This window comes from Brevundimonas sp. G8 (assembly GCF_902506205.1).
Taxonomy (GTDB): domain Bacteria; phylum Pseudomonadota; class Alphaproteobacteria; order Caulobacterales; family Caulobacteraceae; genus Brevundimonas.
This window is the reverse complement of the sequence record NZ_LR732816.1, coordinates 2,883,120-2,900,379: the sequence shown is the minus strand read 5'-3', so window position 1 is coordinate 2,900,379 and position 17,260 is coordinate 2,883,120. Positions and strand designations below refer to the sequence as shown.

Here is a 17,260-nt window from a genome sequence, read left to right as displayed (position 1 = left end):
TGCAGTTCGCGCGGGGTCAATCTTTGAAGGGGTGGGCGTTGAAGGCGGGATTGTGACGTTCGTCGATTTGGCGCATAAGGAGCGTGGCCATTCTGGCCGCGAGGGAGGGTGGAATGCAGGCGCTGGTCGAACTGATCGCCGGCTTCATCGCGCTTCTGGCCGCCGCCGTCCTGTCCCAGTTCGGCGTCGACACCCACACCCCGTCGCATTCCGACCGCGAAGTCCGCCGTGTCGTCGAATGCCGCGAGGCCGCACCGTCCTCGGCCGTTCTGTCGGAAACCAAGCGCGACTGCTGATCGCATTCGAGTCGGTTCCGTCCGAACCAATCATGCTCTAGGGTTTCTTAGGCGTTGTCGGGCGCCCGCGTAGAGATCGAGTTTTAGAGCTGATGAAGTCTCCCAAACGGCCGCCGCTGAAGCTGACCGACGACGAGGTCGAAATCCCCGTCGAACTGTCGACTGCCGACGAGTCGTTGTCGGACGACACGACGCCCGAGCTCGAACCGATCCCCGAACCCGAGCCGGAGATCATTCAGCCGACGTTCGAGCCGCCGATGTCCGAGCGCCGTCGCCGTCGCCTGCTGGAAGAGCAACGCCTGGCCCAGGAACGCGCCGAGGCCGCTGCGCGCGGCCCCATCGCCGAACCGGCCTCGGTCGTCGCGCCTGAACTGACCGCCGAGCCGATGCCGGAATCGACAGCCGCCGTCGAAATGGCCGTTGCCGCAGGAAAGCCGCCCGCCACCTTCGAACTGTCCAAGCCGCCCGTGGTTAAGACCGTCGCGACCAAGACCCAAGCCGAACCGTCCGGCCGTCACGCCTATCTGATCGCCGGCATCGCCTCCGCCCTGTGGATCGGCGGCGTCGCTTCCTGGGCCGCCTATGAGTTCGGCGCCGGCGGAGCGGAGCTGGATCCGTTGCGGATCGCCATCTACGCCCTGATCGCCTTGGCCCCCGCCGGCCTGGCGATCATGCTGGCCCATGCCGTGCGTCAAGGCGCGGGTCTGGCCGCCGAGACCCGCCGCGCCCGGCAACTGGCCGAAGCCCTGGTCGCCCCCACGGCCCTCGCCGCCCAACAGACCGGCGAAGTCCTGCAATCGCTGCGCGCCGACATCGATCACGCCGCCCTGGCCGCCGAACGCGCCCGCAACGACATGTCCATGTTGCGTGAGGCCCTGGCCGAGGAAACCACGCGTCTGAACGAGGCGGCGGAGAACGCCGGCCGCACCGCACGGCGCCTGACCGAAAACCTGGGGCGTGAGCGCGACCAGATGCAGACTCTGGGCCTTCATCTGGACACCCAGGCGTCCGGCGTAATCGATGCGGTCGAACGCCAGTCGCGAATGGTCGCCGACGCCTCCGACCTGGCCCAGGCGCAACTTCGTGAAGCCGAGGCGGCGCTGGCCGCCCGCGCCGCCGATCTCGCCGCCGCCGCCGGCGAGGCCCAGGATGCGGCCCGCGTCGCCTCCGACGATCTGGCGCGCCAGACCATTCGTCTGGAAAACGCCGGCTCGGGCGTCGCCGAACAGATTCAGTCGGTCGAGGAAGGCCTGGGCCAGCAGCGCGCCGCCCTGGTCACCGCCGCCTACGCCCTGCGCACCGATCAGGAGGACTTCTCCGCCCAGGTCGAAAGCCAGCGCGCCCAGTTGATCGAACACCTGTCCGCCACCCGAACCGCCGCCGGCGACCTGGACCGCACGTCCCAGACCTCGGTCGAGTCGATGCGCGATCTGGTCGAGGCCGCCGCCGACCAATTCCGCGCCCTGGTGGACATGTCGCAACGCGAGGCCGACGGCTTCGATTCCGCCACCAAGGTCGCCTTGGATCGGTTCGAGGCCCTGGCCGCCGAGGCCCGTGACGCCCTGATGGAAGAAACCCGCCGCGCGCTGGAGCAGATGCGCGCCACGGCCGAGGATTCCCGCGCCGCAGCCGCCGACGCCGCAGAACAGGCTCGGCTGCGCACGGACCGACTGGGCGAATCCCTGTTCGACGCCGCCCAGAAGGCCGATCAGGCCGCCGACGCCCGTATCGCGGACGCCCGTCGCATCGTCGGCGAAACCTCAGGCCTGGTGGATGAGGCCGGCGAGCGGATGGTCAATCGCCTAGAGACGCTGGTCGGGCGCCTCAACTCGGCCTTGTCCGAAATCGACACCGCCGTCGCCGACATCGACGAACGCGCCTCGCGCCTGCCTCAGGAAGCCCGCGCTCGCGCAGACGCGGTGCGTGCCACGGTCGAGGACGGCCTGGCTTCCCTGTCCGCCGCCTCACGCAAGGCCGCCGAGGACACCGAGGCGCTGGACGTCGGTTTCCAGGAACGGGTGCGCCGCAACCACGACATGCTGACCGAGGCCGTGCGCCTGATGGGCGTGGTGTCGGGCGACGCCTCTCCGGCCCGCCGTCGCGAGCCGACGCCCGAACCTGAGCCTCGCCCCGACCCCCGCGCCTCTCGTTCTAGCCCGCCGCCCGTCGAAGAACGCAAGTTCGGTCTGCGCAGCCGCCTTCGCCTGGAGCCGGCCGACACGCCGCGCCCGGCCTCGGACGACCGTCTGGACTGGAGCGATCTGGTATCCGGCAATGACGACGATGAGGCCCCGCTGGAGCTGGACACCCCCTCCCCCTCGCCCGCCGAGGCCGAGGCGCTGTCCGACCGCGTCGCCGCCGCGATCCGCCGCATGGGCGTGGATCCCAACGCTCTACTGCCCCGCTCGCGCGTCGAAGAAGCGGCCCGCGCGATCAGCAAGGGCGATCCCGACGCCGCGCGCCAGATCGTGCGCCGCGTCGCCCCCGCCGCCGTGCGCAGCGTCTCACGCCGCGTTCTCAGCGACGCCGAACTGAGGGTCGATGCCGAACGCTACGTCCGCAACTTCGCCGTGATGCTTTCGGCCTCGGCCCGCGCCGGCGACAGCGCGGCCGTCCAAAGCAGCTTGGCGTCCGACAGTGGGCGCGCCTTCATGTTGCTTGATGCGGCCGTGGGCGACCTGGGTTAAGGATCAACAGGGCTTGACGATGCTGGCAAGTTACAGCCTCCTGCGCGTCACCGAACTGTCATGGATTGGGCTATGGCCGGCACGATGAACGATATCGACGGCCCTGTGAGCGCCGACCGCCGGCCCGGCATCATCATCTGCGCCTATGACGGCGAGGACGAAGGCTGGGATCTGGTCGAGGACCTGTCCGGCGAAATCTGGAGCCCCATCGGCGCGCGGTCTGTCCCCATCGCCGCCGCCGATCCCGATGTTCTGGCCTCGACCCTGGCCGCCCGCCTGGGCAGCGGCGAATGTCGTGCCGTCTTGCTGGTTGGACGCACGCAAAAGGGCGACGGCTTCCGCGTCCAGATGCGCGCCGAGAACCGGACCTTGGACTACAAGGACCGCCTGTCGCGCACCGGCCCCGGCATTGCACGCACCACGGCTCCCGTCGCTGACATGGTGCGCGCCCTGAACGCCGCAGGCCTCGAAGCCGACGCCACGTCCGAGGTCGAGGAAGACGTCGGATCCTATCTTCTCTATCGCGTCCTGTCCGACCTGCCGGACGGGCCGCTGACGCCGTCCATCGGTCTGTTGCGCGCGCCTGCTCCCGCCAACGAGGCTGCGGTACGCAAGGGCATCAAGGCCGCCGCTTCCGCGATGGCCAGCCATCTGACGCCCCTGCCTCGCGCTGGTTAACCCTTTCGGGTCGCAGACATTCAGGATTCGCCGGTCTAGGGTTCCCGAATGATCGTGAGTCGCAACCTGACCCTCCTCGCCGCCCTGAACGGCGCCCTGGCCATAGCCCTGGGCGCCTTCGCCGCTCATGGCGCGGGGCCACAGGTGAAGCCCCTCCTGACCACCGGCGGCCAGTATCAACTGGTTCACGCCGTCTTCGCCTTCGGTTGCGCCCAATGGGTCGCGGGCGGTCGGTTCGCGCGTCTGGCCGGATGGCTGGGCGCGCTCGGGGGGCTGGTCTTCTCTCTGTCCCTGGCGCTGATCGCCTTTCTCGGCGCCCCGGCCTTCGGCGCCGTCGCCCCCATCGGCGGACTGCTGATGATCGCCGGCTGGGTCTGCCTGGCCATCGCCGCGCTTCGTTCCTAATCGCTTCGTTCTCGCAGAAAGACCGTCCCTCCATGGCCTTCCCTACGCCCGCCGAGCCGCGTCGTGTGCTCCACCCCGAGATCGAATCCTACGCCTCGGGCTGGATGACGACCGAGGGCGTGCACGAAATCTATTACGAGGAATCCGGCAATCCTCAGGGCCTGCCTGTCCTGGTGCTGCACGGCGGACCGGGCGGTGCAGTGAACCCTGGCATGCGGCGTTTCTTCGACCCGGCCGTCTATCGCATCATCATGTTCGACCAGCGCGGTTGTGGTCTGTCACGACCTCACGCTTCGCTGGAGGACAACACCACCTGGACCCTGATCGACGACATCGAGCGTCTGCGCGTGTTGTGCGGCATCGACAAATGGGTGGTGTTCGGCGGTTCCTGGGGTTCGACCCTGTCGATGGCCTACGCCATCACCCACCCTGAACGGGTCATCGCCCTGCTGCTGCGGGGAATCTTCCTGCTGACCAAGAAGGAGCTGCATTGGTTCTATCAGGACGGCGCCTCGATGATCTTCCCCGACGCCTGGGAGCGTTTCGTCGGTCCCATTCCCGAGGCGGAGCGCGGCGACCTCATGGCCGCCTACTACAAGCGCCTGATCGGCGACGACGTGGCCGAGCGCGAACGCTGCGCCGTCGCCTGGTCCAGCTGGGAAGGCGAGACGGTCAGCGTCGAGGGCCCGAACGCCCGGCCGGCCAAGTTCGCGGAGCCTGACTTCGCCGTCGCCTTCGCCCGAATCGAGAACTGGTTCTTCACAAATGCCGGCTTCTTCGAGGAGGACGGCTGGCTGCTGAAGAACGTGGATCGGATGCGCCACATCCCCTGCTGGATCGCCCAGGGGCGGTTCGACGTGGTGACGCCGATCTCAGGCGCCTGGGCGCTGCACCGCGCCTGGCCCGAGGCCCATCTGGACATCGTCGGCGACGCCGGTCACGCCTCGTCCGAGCCAGGCATCGTCGACAGCCTGGTCCGCGCCGCCGACTGGGCCGCGACCCTTTAAGCACGAAAGGCCGCCGCGCCAGATAGCGCGGCGGCCTTTGTCATACCGACGTCAGAAGCGTCTTTCGTTGCGGTCGTCGATGCTCCACGCGCCAGGACCGGCCGTGAAGATGTAGAGGAAGACGAAGCAGAACAGGATGGCCGCATCGCCGCCGTTCACCGCTGGATAAGGGCTGCTGGGGAAGTGGAACATCCAGTAGGCCACCGCCATCTGGCCCGAGGCGATCAACGCAGCCGGACGGGTGAACAGGCCCAGGATCAGCAGAAGGCCGGTAACCAGTTCGATCAGGCCGCCGATGCCGAACAGCGACAGCAGCTCCTGCTGGCCCGGCTCGGCCCCGGCAGGAAAGCCGAACACCTTGACGACGCCATGCGCCAGGAACAGCAGGCCGGCCACGATCCTCAGCGCCGCCAGCGCGCGAGAAGACCAGCCATTCACTTGATTGAACATTCTCATTCCTCAGTTGTCGGTGCAGACTTCACGGTCGGATCAGGTCCGACCGTGAAGCTTGATCCTAAATTCAGGCCGCGTCCACCAGCACGATTTCTGCGTCCGACAACGCCTTGACCGTCACGACATCCTCCTGGGCGATAGCCGCGCCGTCGCGAGCGTTCAGCTTGACGCCGTTGACCTCAACCTCGCCCTTGGCCGGAACCAGATAGGCCCGACGGGTCGCGCCGAGAGGATAGGCGGCGCTGTCGCCAGCCTTCAGCGTCGCCGCCACGATCCGCGCATCAGTGCGGATCGGCAGGGCGTCATCATCGCCGTCAAAGCCGGACGCCAGGACCACGAACTGACCGGACCGCTCGCCCTTCGGGAAGGGTTTGGAGCCCCAGCTGGGCGCCTCGCCGCGCCTGGTCGGCTCGATCCAGATCTGGAATATCCGGGTCAGGTCCGGCTCGGCATTATATTCGGCGTGGCGGATGCCAGTGCCCGCGCTCATCACCTGCACATCGCCGGCGACCGTGCGGCCCTTGTTGCCCAGGCTGTCCTCATGGGTGATGGCCCCGTCGCGGACGTAGGTGATGATCTCCATGTCGGCGTGCGGATGCGGCGGAAAGCCCGAGCCGGCGGCGATCTCGTCGTCGTTCCAGACCCGCAGATTGCCCCAGCTCATCCGCCTGGGATCATAGTAGTCGGCGAAGGAGAAATGGTGTTTGGCGTTCAGCCAGCCGTGGTTGGCGCCGCCAAGGGATTCAAACGGTCTGCGCTCGATCATTGAACTCGTCCTTTCGCGTCGAAACCGTCCGACGCCTTTGCTTGACGCCAAGATAGAGATCAGCGACCGATCAGAAATAGAAACAACCGAAACTCATCGTTTCAGGACGCAGAGCCGCCCATGTCCCGCCTGCCCGACCTCGAAGCCCTGGCCATCTTCGCCAAGGTCGCCGACAGCCAGTCCTTCTCCGGCGCGGCCGAGACCCTGGGCCTGTCCAAGGCCACCGTGTCCAAGGCGGTGACGCGACTGGAGCAGCGACTTCGCACCACACTATTGCACCGCACGTCGCGCCGGTTCTCCCTGACGGATGCGGGCCGCACCCTGGCCGCCCGCGCCGCCCATATGCTGGCCGAGGCCGAGGGCGCGGTGTCCGAGGCGCTGGACATGTCCGTGACCCCGCGTGGCCTGGTGCGGCTGGCAGCGCCCATGTCGTTCGGCATGGCCTATGTCGCGCCTGCCCTGCCCGAGTTTCTGGCCACCCACCCGGACGTGTCGATTGACCTGCATCTGTCGGACGAGGTGATCGATCTGGTCGGCGGCGGGTTCGACTGCGCGCTGAGGATCGCGGCCCTGGCGGATTCCTCGCTGACGGCGCGCAAGCTGCGGCCGGTGGCGCGCGCCCTGGTGGCCTCGCCGTCCTATCTGGAACAGCGTGGTCGCCCGACCCACCCCGACGATCTGGCCCGTCACGCCTGCCTCGGCTACGCCTATATGCCCAGCCCCGACACCTGGCGGTTCAGGAATGATGCGGGCGAAGAGGTCGTCGTGCATCCTCGGGGGCCGCTGAGGGCCAACAACTCCGACGCCCTGACCGCTTCGCTGTGTGCAGGGCTGGGCCTCTTCCCCCAGCCGGACTTCATCTACTGGAAGGACGTCGCCGACGGCTGTCTGGAGACGGTGATGACCGACTGGCGCCTACCACCCATCGCGCTGCATCTGGTGGCCCCCAGCGGCGGGCCGCGACCCGCTCGGGTCACGGCCTTTATGGATTATCTGGCGGAGAAGTTCAGCGGCCCGCTGTGGCCCGGCGATACGGTGGGGCGCTGAGCGTCAGCCGCACTTCACTTCGCGCACGATGCTGGTCGCCTCGTCATAGACGAAGTTCACGCGGTTCTCGCGATAGTCCATCGTCGCCGCGCAGGTGGTGCACAGGACGCGGAAGGTCTGGCCCTCAGGCGCCGTGGGGATGGTCGAGCGGTTGCGCCCGACATAGCTCTGGTAGTCTTCGACCCTGCAGGCCTTGAAGGCGGTTTCCGAACCCGGCGCAGGCTCGGCGGTTTGCGTCGGCGCACAGGCCGACAACGCCAATGCGCTGGCCGCCATCAGGGTGCTCACGATGATCTTCATGGTCTTCTCCTTCGCGTCAGCCGCAGCGGACCTGTTCGATGACGCCAGTTTGTTCATTGTACAGAATGTTCAGCCGATAGGCTGAGAAGTCGTGGGTGACCGGGCAGGTGGTGCAGGTCACGCGTCGGTTCACCACGTCCACCGGAACCGGGATTTCGGTGCGAGACCTGCCGACGAGATACTGCATCTCGCCCGCTTTGCAGACGTCGTCGGTCTGTGCGGTCGGCATACGGCTGCCGACGGGCGGATTCATCTGGGCCTGTTCGATGATGCGCGGGGCAGGCGCATCGGCGACAGGCGTCGAACAGCCCGCAAGCAGAACCAGCCCGATCAGGCCGCCTTTTCCCAGCGCCCTTCGTCGGTCTGACGCCAGTAGGCCAGGTTCGCGCCCGTGTCCTTCAGCGCCTTCCAGCGTCCGCGCGCGTGCTGCAACGCCGGTTCGTCCCGACCGTCGAAAATAATGAAGCATCGTGCGAACCCTTCCGTCGCGCCCAGTTCTGCGTCGTCGACTATGAACAGCGCCTGAGCACCGTTCAGGTTCTCTCCCGATTCGCTCAACAGCACAGGCTGACGATCGGCATTGGGCTGATCCGCCCGACCGTGCGGCAGGAAACTCTCGTCGCGAAACGTCCACAGCGTCTCGTCGACCTCGTCCAGCCGATGCGAATGCGACGACTTGATCAGCGCCCGCCAACCCCGCTCGATCGTCTTTTCGAGCAGGGTCGGCAGCACCTGATCCAGCGTCGACCGCTCCAGGTGGTAGAACCAGATTTCGGGCTTGCCGCTCACCCGGCTCTATCCTCGGCGATCAGGCTTCGTAAGCGTCGGCGACCATGCGATCCAGCGTGCGCACGGCGAAGCCGACGCCGCCTTCGGGCACGGTGGGGCTGGGGCTCTTGTTGGCCCAGGCGGTCGGCGCGATGTCCAGATGCGCCCACGGCACGCCGTTGGTGAAGCGTTGCAGGAACAGGGCGGCGGTGATCGAACCCCCGGCGCGGCCGTTGCCAGTGTTCTTCACGTCGGCGATCTTGGAATCGATGTGCTGCTCATAGATGGCCGGGATCGGCATGCGCCAGAAGTTCTCGCCAACCTTCTTCGACGCCGCCAGGATCGGATCGGCCACGTCGTCGGAGTTCGAGAACACACCGGCATAATCCAGGCCTAGGGCCACGATCATGGCGCCCGTCAGGGTCGCCAGGTCGATCATGAACTTCGGCTTGAAGCGCTGCTGCGTATACCAAAGCGCGTCGGCCAGAACGAGACGGCCCTCGGCGTCGGTGTTGATGACCTCGACCGTCTGGCCCGACATCGACACGACCACGTCGCCCGGACGCTGGGCGTTGCCATCAGGCATGTTCTCGACCAGGCCCAGAACGCCGATGACGTTCGCCTTGGCCTTGCGGCTGGCCAGGGCGATCATGGTTCCGGTCACGGCGGCCGCGCCGCCCATGTCCCACTTCATGTCTTCCATGCCGTCGGCCGGCTTGATCGAGATGCCGCCGGTGTCGAAGCAGACGCCCTTGCCGACGAAGGCCAGCGGCTGGGCCCCCGCCTCGCCGCCGTTCCATTTCATGATCGCCAGCTGGCTTTCGCGACGGCTGCCCTGGCCGACACCCAGTAGGGTGCGCATGCCAAGCTTCTCCATCTCGGCCTCACCGAGAATCTCGACCTCCAGGCCCAAACTCTCCAGCGCCTTGACGCGCTTGGCGAACTCTGCCGGATAAAGGACGTTGGCCGGCTCGGAGACCAGATCGCGAGCGAAGATCACGCCGTCCGCAACGGCCGACAGCGGCTCCAGCGCGGCCTCGGCGGCGCGCAGGTCCGAGGTCACGACGCGGATGGTCGTGATCGACGGAATCTTGTCCGGCTTCTGCGTCGTGCGATATTTGTCGAAGCGATAGGCGGCCAGACGCGCGGCGAAGCCGACGCGGGCGGCCTGCTCCGGCGCTAGGTCGGAGGCGTCGATGGTCAGAACCTCGGCCCCCGACAACTTCACGGCCGCATAGGCGTTTCCGCCAAAGGCCTCGACCGCCAGGTCGTCCAGCTTGTCCTTGGCGCCCGCGCCGACCAGCAGCACAGCGTCGGCGTTGACGCCGGCCGGCGCGGCGACGCTCAGGCTCTGGCCGGCCTTGCCGGTGAAGCGCCCCTTGCCGGCGGCCTTGGTCAAGGCGCCGCTGGTCTTGGCGTCCAGAGCGGACCCAGCTGGCGAAAATGCACGGTCTTCAAAAACGGGAACCGCCAGAATCTCGGCGGCGTCCACGGCGGCGACGAACTCGATCTTCATTCAAACAACTCCAGCCAGGCCCCACCCGGCGTCTGCAAAGGCAAAAAGACAACGGCGCGTCTGCTTGTCGCGGACGCGCCCTGATGTGCTACTAGATGCGCCTCAATATCGCCGCCTGCAACCGGGCGAAGTCCAACCGCCCATGACCCTGATTCAAAGATACCTTTTTCGCCAGATCCTGTTCCCCGTGGTCGCCGCCTGCGCAGCGCTGGCGGGAATCGGAATTCTGAGCCAGAGCCTCGACCAACTCCAGGTGATCGTGGAGCGGGGCCAGAGCGTGTGGGTCATGGTCAAACTGACCCTGCTGGCCCTGCCACAACTGCTGTCGGTGATTCTGCCCATCGGCCTTTTCGTTGGCGCCCTGATCGCCCTGACGCGGTTGCAACGCGAACAGGAACTGACGGCGGCCTTCGCCGGCGGCATGACGCGCTGGCAGTTGATCTCGCCCGCCGCCCGCATCGCCGTTCTGGTCGCCCTGGTCACCCTGCTGGTCAACGTCTTCATTCTCCCCTGGGCGCAGCAGGAAGCCCGGCGTCAGGCCTTCGACATTCGCACCGATCTCGCCGCGCTGCTGGTCGAGGAAGGCCAGTTCGTCCAGGGGCCGGACGGTCTTACGGTCTATGTCCAGCAGATCGAACAGAATGGCCTGCTGAAGAACCTGTTCGTCTATCTGGACGACAAGGAGAAGGTCACCACCTGGAACGCCTCCGAGGCCCGGTTCAGCCGTGACGCAGGCGGGACGCCCGTCCTGACCATGCTCGACGGTTCGGCCCAGCGTTATTCCTCGGGCGGCGTGCTGGAGACGCTGTCTTTCGGACGATACGACTTCTCGCTCGCTCCCTTCGTCGGCGTTACCGACACGATCCGCTACAAGCCGACGGACCTTTATCTGCGCCAACTGCTGAACCCGACGGCCAAGGTAATCGAAGTCGCCGGTTCGCGCGGTGAACTGCTGGCCGAGGCGCATTCGCGCCTGTCGTCGCCGCTCTATGCCCTAGTCGCCATGGCCTTGGCCCTGTCCGCCATTCTGGGCGGCGCCTTCAGCCGGACCGGCTATACGCTGCGGATCGCCAAGGCGGCGGGCCTGTTCCTGCTGCTGCGCGTCATCGGCTATGGCCTGGTCGCCGCCAGCGCCTGGAACGCCAGCATGAACATCCTTCAATATGTGGTGCCCATCATCGCCATCGCGGTGGCGCTGCGCGTGCTGTTCCGCGCGCTGAAGCCGCGACGCAGCAAGCGTTGGCTCTTTGTGCGCGACCTGAAAGCGAGGTTCGCATGACCACCGCGCTCATGCCGGCCCGTCGTTCGCCGCACATTCCCCGTCTCGGCGGGATCGAACGCTATGTGCTGGTCCAGCAGCTCAAGTCCCTGGGCGTGGCCCTGGCCGTGATCTCGGCCCTGGTCATGCTGATCGACTTCGTCGAGGTCTCGCGCGGCGTCGGCTCGGCTCAAGACCTGTCGGCCGTGCGAATTTTCGGTCTGGTGCTGCTGAAGTCGCCGTCGGTCATCGTGCAGCTGATGCCGTTCGTCTTCCTGTTCGGCACCCTGTCGGCCTTCATCAGCCTGAACCGACGCAGCGAACTGATCGCCATGCGCGCCGCCGGCGTGTCCGCCTGGCGCTTCGTCCTGCCAGCCGCCGGCATGGCCTTCGTCCTGGGCGTGCTGACGGTGACCGTGCTGGGGCCGCTGGCCTCGGCCGGCGATGGCCTGTGGCAGCGCGAACGCGCGCGAATCTCCGGCACGGCGCCCGGCGGCGATCCCAAGGAGGCGATCTGGCTGCGTGAAGGCGACGACCAGCGTCAGATGATCATCCGCGCCGGACAGCAGGACCGCGCCAACGCCCGCCTGCTGAACGTCAGCTTCTTCATCTACACCACCGCGCCCGGCGGCGGCCGCACCTTCTCGGAACGGATCGACGCCAAATCGGCCTCATTGAATGCGGGAGCCTGGCGGTTGACCGACGCGGTCGGCGCCCAGATCGGCCAGCGCGCCGTGACCTATTCCAGCCTGACCCTAGTCTCCAGTTTGGCCGACGAAGAGGCCTTCGACCGTTTCGCGCGGCCGCAATCGACCCCCTTCTGGTCGCTGCCCAACCAGATCAGCCGCATCGAGAACGCCGGCTTCACCTCCACGGCCTACCGACTGCGCTTCCAGCAGCTTCTGGCCACGCCCTTGGTGTTCGCCGCCATGTCGATCCTGGCCGCCGCCTTCTCGCTTCGGCTGATGCGTCTGGGCGATTTGGCGCGGATGAGCGTTTCCGCCGTGGTCCTGGGTTTCGCCTTCTTTTTCCTGAACCAGTTTTCGTCGGCGATGGGATCGGCCGAGGTCGTAGCGCCCTTTGTCGCCGCGTGGCTGCCACCCGTTCTGACGGCGCTCGCAGCCTTTACCTTGCTGTTCTATACCGAAGACGGCTAATCGGGCGCTCGCTTCTCAGAATACGGATGGCCTATGCAGGGTGATCGCCGCGATCGGCGCTTCAACGCTTTCAGAGCAAGGCTTCTCGCCGGTGCGGCCCTGGTCGCCTGCGCGCCCTTCGCCACGCCTGCTCTAGCCCAAATGGCCCCGGCGACAGCCACGACAGCGCCTGCTGACGGACTGCCGCCCCAGGCCGTCTATGTCGACGCCGACAGCGCCCGGCGCGACGGCGACAAAATCATCGTCAGCGGCACGCCTGAAAACCGCGCCTATGTCCGCACACGCGGCCATGTGCTGCGCGGCGAAAATCTCGCCTATGACCTGAACGTCGGCTCGGCCACCGGCGAGGGCGACGTCGAGGCCATCGCGCCTGACGGCACCGTCGTCTACGCTAGCCGGCTGGAGCTGGACAAAGATCTAACCACCGGCGTCGCGGTCGATTTCGCCACGCGCCTGAGCAATGGCGCCAGTCTGATGGCCGCCACGGCCGTCCGTCGCAGCGAGAACGTCAACGAGCTGAACTACGCCCGTTTCACCCCCTGCCCGATCTGCGATGCGAATGGCCCACGCCGTCCCACCATCTCGATCCAGGCGGAAAAGGTCGTTCAGGACGAGCAGCTACGCGCCATCCTGTATCGAAACGCGGTCTTCTACATCGGCCCCATTCCGGTTTTCTACACGCCCTTCTTCGCCCACCCTGACCCGTCGGTTGAGCGGGCCTCGGGCTTCCTCGTGCCGATCGTCAACTATGACGAAGGGCGCGGCGTCTCGGTCGAGGTTCCCTACCTTCACGTCGTCTCGCCGTCCGAGGACTGGCTGATCAGTCCCCAGATCAACACCTCCGTCGCGCCGCTGCTGAACCTGCAATGGCGCCGCCGGTTCGCCAACGGCATGATCGTGGCGCGCGGCGGCTATACCTACGCCCGCGAATTCGGCGATTTCGATTCGGACGGCGACGGCGACTTCGAGAGCAACGTCGATTTTGGCGACCGCAAAAGCCGCAGCTATCTGCTGTCGCACGGCGAGTTCGACCCCGACGGTCCCTGGCGCTTCGGTTTCACGGCCGAGCGGACCTCGGACAAGACCCTGTTCGACCGTTACGACATCCGTACGCCCTATCAGGACAACGGCCTCTACTACGGCGACCGCCGTCGCCTGATCAGTCAGATCTACGCCGAGCATCAGACCGACCGATCCTATGTTTCGGTCGCGGCATTCTCCATCCAGAGCCTGCGTCTGAACCCCGCCTTCGCCGCGAACGACTTCCGCGACGCCAATGGCTTCAAGGTGTTCGAGAACGACGACACGCTGCCTCTGGTCGCGCCGCTGATCGACGCGCGCTGGGAGCCGCACGAACTCATTCTTGGCGGGCGTCTGCGCCTTAAGGGCTCGGCCGTATCTCTCTATCGCGACGCCTTCGTCGGCGCGCCGATTCTCAACCCCGAGATCGTGCCCCCCGTTACGGCCGGTCTCAGCGGCGTCGACAGCCGGCGCATCACGGGCCAAGTGGAGTGGCGGCGCACCGTCATCCTGCCGGTCGGCGTGCGCATCGAGCCGTTCATCGACACCCGCGTCGATCTCTATTCCATGTCCGACCTGCCCCCGATGCTGGGGATCGACAGCGACGCGACTGTCAGCCGTTCACGCCTCAGCGCCGGCGTGGATGTCAGCTATCCTCTGGTCAAACGGGTCAGCGACACCGACATCATCCTTGAGCCGGTTGGCCAGTTGTCGGTCTCCAACAAGGTCAGCCTGGATCGCCGCATCCCCATCGAGGACTCCCAGGTTCTGGAACTGGACGAATCGTCCCTGTTCCGCATGGACCGTTTCTCCGGCTACGACCTGTTGGAGGGCGGTGTGCGCCTGACCGCCGGCGGACGCGCCACTGTCCGCTGGGCCGAAGGTCGCAAGGCCAGCCTGTTCGTCGGCCGGAGCTATCGCTTCGACCAGCAGGACGACTTCCGCACCTCGATCCCCGACGATCCTGCGCGCCTGTACGATCCGACAGGCCTGGCGGCGGAGACCTCCGACTGGGTGGTTCAGGGTGACTATTCGCCGTCCGACCGCATCCGCAGTTGGGTTCACGCCACCATCGACGGCTCGGGCGACGTGCGCCGCGCCGAGGCCGCCGTCGATGGCCGCTGGGGCCGTCGCAACCTGGCCACTGTCAGCTACATCCTGGATCAGTCGAATCCGATCGATGGCGTGCTGAACCGGAACTACGAGTTCGTCCAACTGGCGGGTCAGCAGTTCGTCTATGGCAACTGGGGCGTCGCGGTCGCCGGCATCGCCGATCTGGATCAGAACGAGATCACCAGATCCGAAGTCGGCGTGCTCTTCGATGACGATTGCCTGCGCTTCGAACTGGGATATCGCCGCGACAACACCCGCGCGCGGCCGGGCGGCCCGTCGGAAGGCATCTATGTACGCCTAAACCTCGCCACTTTCGGAGGTTCAGGTTATGGACAGGGCGACATGCGTTGAGCATGACGCTTTACGGGGCGCGACCGCCTGCCGGCCTGGCTGGCGGACCGCTGTGAGGAATCAGGACGACCAATGGGTTTGATGCGTTATTCGACGGGGGCTGCGCTCGCGGCGTTCCTGCTCGCCGGTTCTGCCCATGGCCAGACGGCCCCCGCTCCCGTGCAGGCGCCTGCGCAAGGCCCTGCGGCCGGCGCGCCCAATCCCGCGGCGGAGGAAGCGCCCGCTACGGCGCGGGCGGAACCTCAGTTCGAGATGGCGGACGGCATCGTCGCCACCGTCAACGACAAGATCATCACGGGCTATGATCTGCGCCAGCGCATGCTGATGCTGATCGCCTCGTCACAGGTCCAGCCGACCGAGCAGAACCTGCCCGCCATCCAGCAGGCCGCGCTGAACGCCCTGATCGAGGATCGCCTGAAGAACCAGGAGATGGCCAAGTTCGAGAGCCTCAAGGTCACGGATGAAGAGGTCGACGCCGAAATCGCGGAAATGGCCCGCGCCGCCGGCACGGCGCCCGCTGCCTATCTCCAGTTCCTTCAACAGGGCGGCATTCAGCCCGCCGCCTTCCGCGAGAACCTGCGCACCCAGATCGGCTGGAGCCAGCTGATTCCCGGTCGTTTCAACAGCCGCGCCCGCGCCAGCACCCTTCAGGTCGATCAGGAAGTCCGTCGCCTGAACGAGGCGGCGTCCAAGCCCCAGTTCCTGATCGGTGAAATCTACATCGACGCCGCGCGCGTCGGCGGCGCCCAGGCAGCCCTGAACGGCGCCCGTCAGCTGGTGCAGCAGATCATCCAGGGCGCGCCCTTCCAGGCCGTCGCCCAGCAGTTCTCCTCGGCCCCGTCCGCAAACGCTCGCGTGCCCGGCGACGCCGGCTGGATCGTCAAGGATTCGGTCCAGCCAGCCGTCCAGGCGGTCTTGGACCAGCTTCAAGCCGGCCAGCTGTCCAACCCTATCGTCGTCGATGGCGGCGTCTACATCATCTATTTGCGCGACAAGCGTGACGGTGCCGCTACCAGTCTGGTCTCCCTGCGTCAGGTCATGGTCGAACTGCCGGACACCGCATCGGAAGCCGATGTCGCCGCCGCGACTACCAAGTTGGAAGACCTACGCAACGGCCTGACCTGCGACAACATCATCTCCCAAGCGCGCGCGACCCAGGGCGTACTAGGCGCCGATCTGGGCGAATCCGACGTCGCCAACCTGGCGCCCCAGTTCCAGCAGTTCGCCCGCACCGGCGAGATCGGCGCCATCTCCACGCCAATCCGTACCCCGCTGGGCCTGCATCTCGTCGCCGTCTGCGGTCGCCGCGTCGGCGGTCCCGAGGCGCCGAACCGCCAGCAGGTCGAAAATCGTCTGCGCAGCCAGAACCTGGCCGTGCTGGAGCGTCGCTACCTGCGCGATCTGCGCAGCGACGCCCTGATCGAGTTCAAATGACCCCAGCGGTCGCGCCTCTGGTTCTGACGCTCGGCGAGCCCGCCGGCGTCGGGCCCGAGATCGTCGCCGCCGCCTGGAAGGCTCTGAAGGATCAGCCGCTCGCCTTCGCCGTTATCGGCGACGTAGACCTCCTGCGTGCCCAAGACGTGCCGGTAGTCGAAGTGAACCTGCCCAGCGATTCCCAAGGCCGGTTCGCCTCGGCGCTTCCGGTCATCCACCGCCCCCTTCCCGCGCCGGTCGAGGTCGGAAAGCCCGATCCCGCCAACGCTTCGGCCGTCGCGAACGGGATCGAAGAGGCCGTCAGCTTCGCCCTGTCCGGCGAGGCTTCCGGTGTTGTCACCGCTCCTATCGCCAAGGCGCCGATGTACGCCTCTGGCTTCCGCTTTCCCGGCCATACGGAGTTCATCGCTGAACTGACTGCGGATGCGCCATATCCCGGCACGCGCGGCCCGGTGATGATGCTGACGGCGCAAGACCTGCGCGCCTGTCTCGTCACCATCCACGTCGCCCTAGACCAGGTGCCAGAACTGGTCACGGCCGAGCGTGTCGCCCGCACCGCCCGCGTGGTGCACGAAAGCCTGAAGCGCGATTTCGGCATCGCCCGCCCTCGCCTGGCCATGGCCGCCCTGAACCCGCACGCCGGCGAAGGCGGCGCCCTCGGGCTTCAGGAACTCGACATTCTGATCCCCGTCGCCGAACAGCTCCGCGCCGAAGGCATCGACATCACCGATCCCAGACCCGCCGACACGATGTTCCATGACGAGGCGCGCGCGACCTATGAGGCGGCCATCTGCATGTACCACGATCAGGCCCTGATCCCCGTCAAGACGCTGGACTTCTGGGGTGGCGTGAACGTGTCTCTGGGCCTGCCAATCATCCGCACTTCGCCCGACCACGGCACCGGCTTCGACATCGCGGGCAAGGGTATCGCGCGTCCCGATAGCCTGATCGCCGCCATTCGTCTGGCATCGGAGATGGCGGCGGCCCGCGCCGCGCGCTAACAG

Annotated in this window: 17 protein-coding genes; 11 read left to right on the top strand and 6 right to left on the bottom strand. The window is 66.7% G+C overall.

The window, feature by feature from the left end:
* The first annotated feature begins 113 nt into the window (after positions 1 to 113).
* The 5 genes from CHRYSEO8AT_RS13990 (at position 114) to pip (ending at position 5,073) form a co-directional block, all read left to right on the top strand.
* On the top strand, positions 114 to 296 hold the full coding sequence (locus CHRYSEO8AT_RS13990) for a hypothetical protein (protein WP_159850990.1): 183 nt from the start codon (positions 114 to 116) through the stop codon (positions 294 to 296).
* Positions 297 to 388: 92 nt separating this feature from the next.
* The gene (locus CHRYSEO8AT_RS13985) at positions 389 to 2,983 is read left to right on the top strand and encodes a tipN (RefSeq protein WP_159850988.1); all 2,595 of its coding nucleotides are present in this window, start codon (positions 389 to 391) and stop codon (positions 2,981 to 2,983) included.
* A 72-nt stretch (positions 2,984 to 3,055) separates the two neighbouring features.
* Complete coding sequence (locus CHRYSEO8AT_RS13980) at positions 3,056 to 3,661, top strand: hypothetical protein (protein ID WP_159850986.1); 606 nt, start codon at positions 3,056 to 3,058, stop codon at positions 3,659 to 3,661.
* 48 nt (positions 3,662 to 3,709) lie between these two features.
* Positions 3,710 to 4,066 (top strand): DUF423 domain-containing protein, encoded by a 357-nt coding sequence (locus CHRYSEO8AT_RS13975; protein ID WP_159850984.1) that lies wholly within the window; start codon positions 3,710 to 3,712, stop codon positions 4,064 to 4,066.
* Positions 4,067 to 4,098: 32 nt separating this feature from the next.
* Entirely contained in the window at positions 4,099 to 5,073 is a 975-nt protein-coding gene (gene pip, locus CHRYSEO8AT_RS13970; protein ID WP_159850982.1) for a prolyl aminopeptidase, read from the top strand.
* A gap of 51 nt (positions 5,074 to 5,124) precedes the next feature.
* Here the strand turns inward: pip and CHRYSEO8AT_RS13965 are convergent, their stop codons facing one another.
* Positions 5,125 to 5,523: a DoxX family protein gene (locus CHRYSEO8AT_RS13965; RefSeq protein ID WP_201304448.1), complete on the bottom strand. Its 399-nt coding sequence runs from the start codon at positions 5,521 to 5,523 to the stop codon at positions 5,125 to 5,127.
* 70 nt (positions 5,524 to 5,593) lie between these two features.
* Positions 5,594 to 6,292, bottom strand: a complete 699-nt coding sequence (locus CHRYSEO8AT_RS13960; protein WP_159850978.1) for a pirin family protein — start codon at positions 6,290 to 6,292, stop codon at positions 5,594 to 5,596.
* A gap of 120 nt (positions 6,293 to 6,412) precedes the next feature.
* Between CHRYSEO8AT_RS13960 and CHRYSEO8AT_RS13955 the strand changes: the two genes are divergently transcribed.
* Positions 6,413 to 7,339 carry a LysR family transcriptional regulator gene (locus CHRYSEO8AT_RS13955; RefSeq protein ID WP_159850976.1) on the top strand — a complete coding sequence of 309 codons (927 nt, stop codon included), beginning with the start codon at positions 6,413 to 6,415 and terminating at the stop codon, positions 7,337 to 7,339.
* Positions 7,340 to 7,342: 3 nt separating this feature from the next.
* Here the strand turns inward: CHRYSEO8AT_RS13955 and CHRYSEO8AT_RS13950 are convergent, their stop codons facing one another.
* The 4 genes from CHRYSEO8AT_RS13950 to CHRYSEO8AT_RS13935 all read right to left on the bottom strand — a co-directional run bounded on the left by CHRYSEO8AT_RS13950 (position 7,343) and on the right by CHRYSEO8AT_RS13935 (position 9,923).
* Positions 7,343 to 7,639 carry a hemolysin gene (locus tag CHRYSEO8AT_RS13950; protein WP_159850974.1) on the bottom strand — a complete coding sequence of 99 codons (297 nt, stop codon included), beginning with the start codon at positions 7,637 to 7,639 and terminating at the stop codon, positions 7,343 to 7,345.
* Positions 7,640 to 7,655: 16 nt separating this feature from the next.
* Positions 7,656 to 7,892, bottom strand: coding sequence for a hypothetical protein (locus CHRYSEO8AT_RS13945; protein WP_236547548.1), 237 nt, complete (start codon positions 7,890 to 7,892; stop codon positions 7,656 to 7,658).
* A gap of 77 nt (positions 7,893 to 7,969) precedes the next feature.
* A complete protein-coding gene (locus tag CHRYSEO8AT_RS13940) occupies positions 7,970 to 8,428 on the bottom strand; it encodes a DNA polymerase III subunit chi (RefSeq protein WP_159850972.1) in 459 nt (152 codons plus the stop codon).
* A 19-nt stretch (positions 8,429 to 8,447) separates the two neighbouring features.
* Positions 8,448 to 9,923 (bottom strand): leucyl aminopeptidase, encoded by a 1,476-nt coding sequence (locus tag CHRYSEO8AT_RS13935; protein ID WP_159850970.1) that lies wholly within the window; start codon positions 9,921 to 9,923, stop codon positions 8,448 to 8,450.
* 142 nt (positions 9,924 to 10,065) lie between these two features.
* Between CHRYSEO8AT_RS13935 and CHRYSEO8AT_RS13930 the strand changes: the two genes are divergently transcribed.
* From CHRYSEO8AT_RS13930 to pdxA, 5 genes are all read left to right on the top strand, one after another.
* Positions 10,066 to 11,202, top strand: a complete 1,137-nt coding sequence (locus CHRYSEO8AT_RS13930) for an LptF/LptG family permease (RefSeq protein ID WP_159850968.1) — start codon at positions 10,066 to 10,068, stop codon at positions 11,200 to 11,202.
* Positions 11,199 to 12,338 carry an LPS export ABC transporter permease LptG gene (gene lptG, locus CHRYSEO8AT_RS13925; protein ID WP_236547547.1) on the top strand — a complete coding sequence of 380 codons (1,140 nt, stop codon included), beginning with the start codon at positions 11,199 to 11,201 and terminating at the stop codon, positions 12,336 to 12,338. The genes CHRYSEO8AT_RS13930 and lptG overlap by 4 nt, the downstream gene beginning before the upstream one ends.
* Before the next feature lie 33 nt (positions 12,339 to 12,371).
* A complete protein-coding gene (locus CHRYSEO8AT_RS13920; protein WP_159850966.1) occupies positions 12,372 to 14,822 on the top strand; it encodes an LPS-assembly protein LptD in 2,451 nt (816 codons plus the stop codon).
* 72 nt (positions 14,823 to 14,894) lie between these two features.
* Positions 14,895 to 16,256, top strand: a complete 1,362-nt coding sequence (locus CHRYSEO8AT_RS13915) for a peptidylprolyl isomerase (protein WP_236547546.1) — start codon at positions 14,895 to 14,897, stop codon at positions 16,254 to 16,256.
* Complete coding sequence (gene pdxA, locus CHRYSEO8AT_RS13910; protein WP_159850964.1) at positions 16,253 to 17,257, top strand: 4-hydroxythreonine-4-phosphate dehydrogenase PdxA; 1,005 nt, start codon at positions 16,253 to 16,255, stop codon at positions 17,255 to 17,257. Before CHRYSEO8AT_RS13915 ends, pdxA begins: the two co-directional genes overlap by 4 nt.
* Positions 17,258 to 17,260 lie beyond the last annotated feature (3 nt).

Coding starts and splice junctions, on each gene's coding strand:
- CHRYSEO8AT_RS13980 (WP_159850986.1), top strand. CDS start 3,056: ATGGCCGGCACGATGAACGATATCGACGGCCCTGTGAGCGCCGACCGC.
- CHRYSEO8AT_RS13945 (WP_236547548.1), bottom strand. CDS start 7,892: ATGAATCCGCCCGTCGGCAGCCGTATGCCGACCGCACAGACCGACGAC.
- CHRYSEO8AT_RS13935 (WP_159850970.1), bottom strand. CDS start 9,923: ATGAAGATCGAGTTCGTCGCCGCCGTGGACGCCGCCGAGATTCTGGCG.
- pdxA (WP_159850964.1), top strand. CDS start 16,253: ATGACCCCAGCGGTCGCGCCTCTGGTTCTGACGCTCGGCGAGCCCGCC.
- CHRYSEO8AT_RS13990 (WP_159850990.1), top strand. CDS start 114: ATGCAGGCGCTGGTCGAACTGATCGCCGGCTTCATCGCGCTTCTGGCC.
- CHRYSEO8AT_RS13975 (WP_159850984.1), top strand. CDS start 3,710: ATGATCGTGAGTCGCAACCTGACCCTCCTCGCCGCCCTGAACGGCGCC.
- CHRYSEO8AT_RS13985 (WP_159850988.1), top strand. CDS start 389: ATGAAGTCTCCCAAACGGCCGCCGCTGAAGCTGACCGACGACGAGGTC.
- CHRYSEO8AT_RS13965 (WP_201304448.1), bottom strand. CDS start 5,523: ATGTTCAATCAAGTGAATGGCTGGTCTTCTCGCGCGCTGGCGGCGCTG.
- CHRYSEO8AT_RS13920 (WP_159850966.1), top strand. CDS start 12,372: ATGCAGGGTGATCGCCGCGATCGGCGCTTCAACGCTTTCAGAGCAAGG.
- CHRYSEO8AT_RS13955 (WP_159850976.1), top strand. CDS start 6,413: ATGTCCCGCCTGCCCGACCTCGAAGCCCTGGCCATCTTCGCCAAGGTC.
- CHRYSEO8AT_RS13950 (WP_159850974.1), bottom strand. CDS start 7,639: ATGAAGATCATCGTGAGCACCCTGATGGCGGCCAGCGCATTGGCGTTG.
- pip (WP_159850982.1), top strand. CDS start 4,099: ATGGCCTTCCCTACGCCCGCCGAGCCGCGTCGTGTGCTCCACCCCGAG.
- CHRYSEO8AT_RS13930 (WP_159850968.1), top strand. CDS start 10,066: ATGACCCTGATTCAAAGATACCTTTTTCGCCAGATCCTGTTCCCCGTG.
- CHRYSEO8AT_RS13960 (WP_159850978.1), bottom strand. CDS start 6,292: ATGATCGAGCGCAGACCGTTTGAATCCCTTGGCGGCGCCAACCACGGC.
- CHRYSEO8AT_RS13915 (WP_236547546.1), top strand. CDS start 14,895: ATGGGTTTGATGCGTTATTCGACGGGGGCTGCGCTCGCGGCGTTCCTG.
- lptG (WP_236547547.1), top strand. CDS start 11,199: ATGACCACCGCGCTCATGCCGGCCCGTCGTTCGCCGCACATTCCCCGT.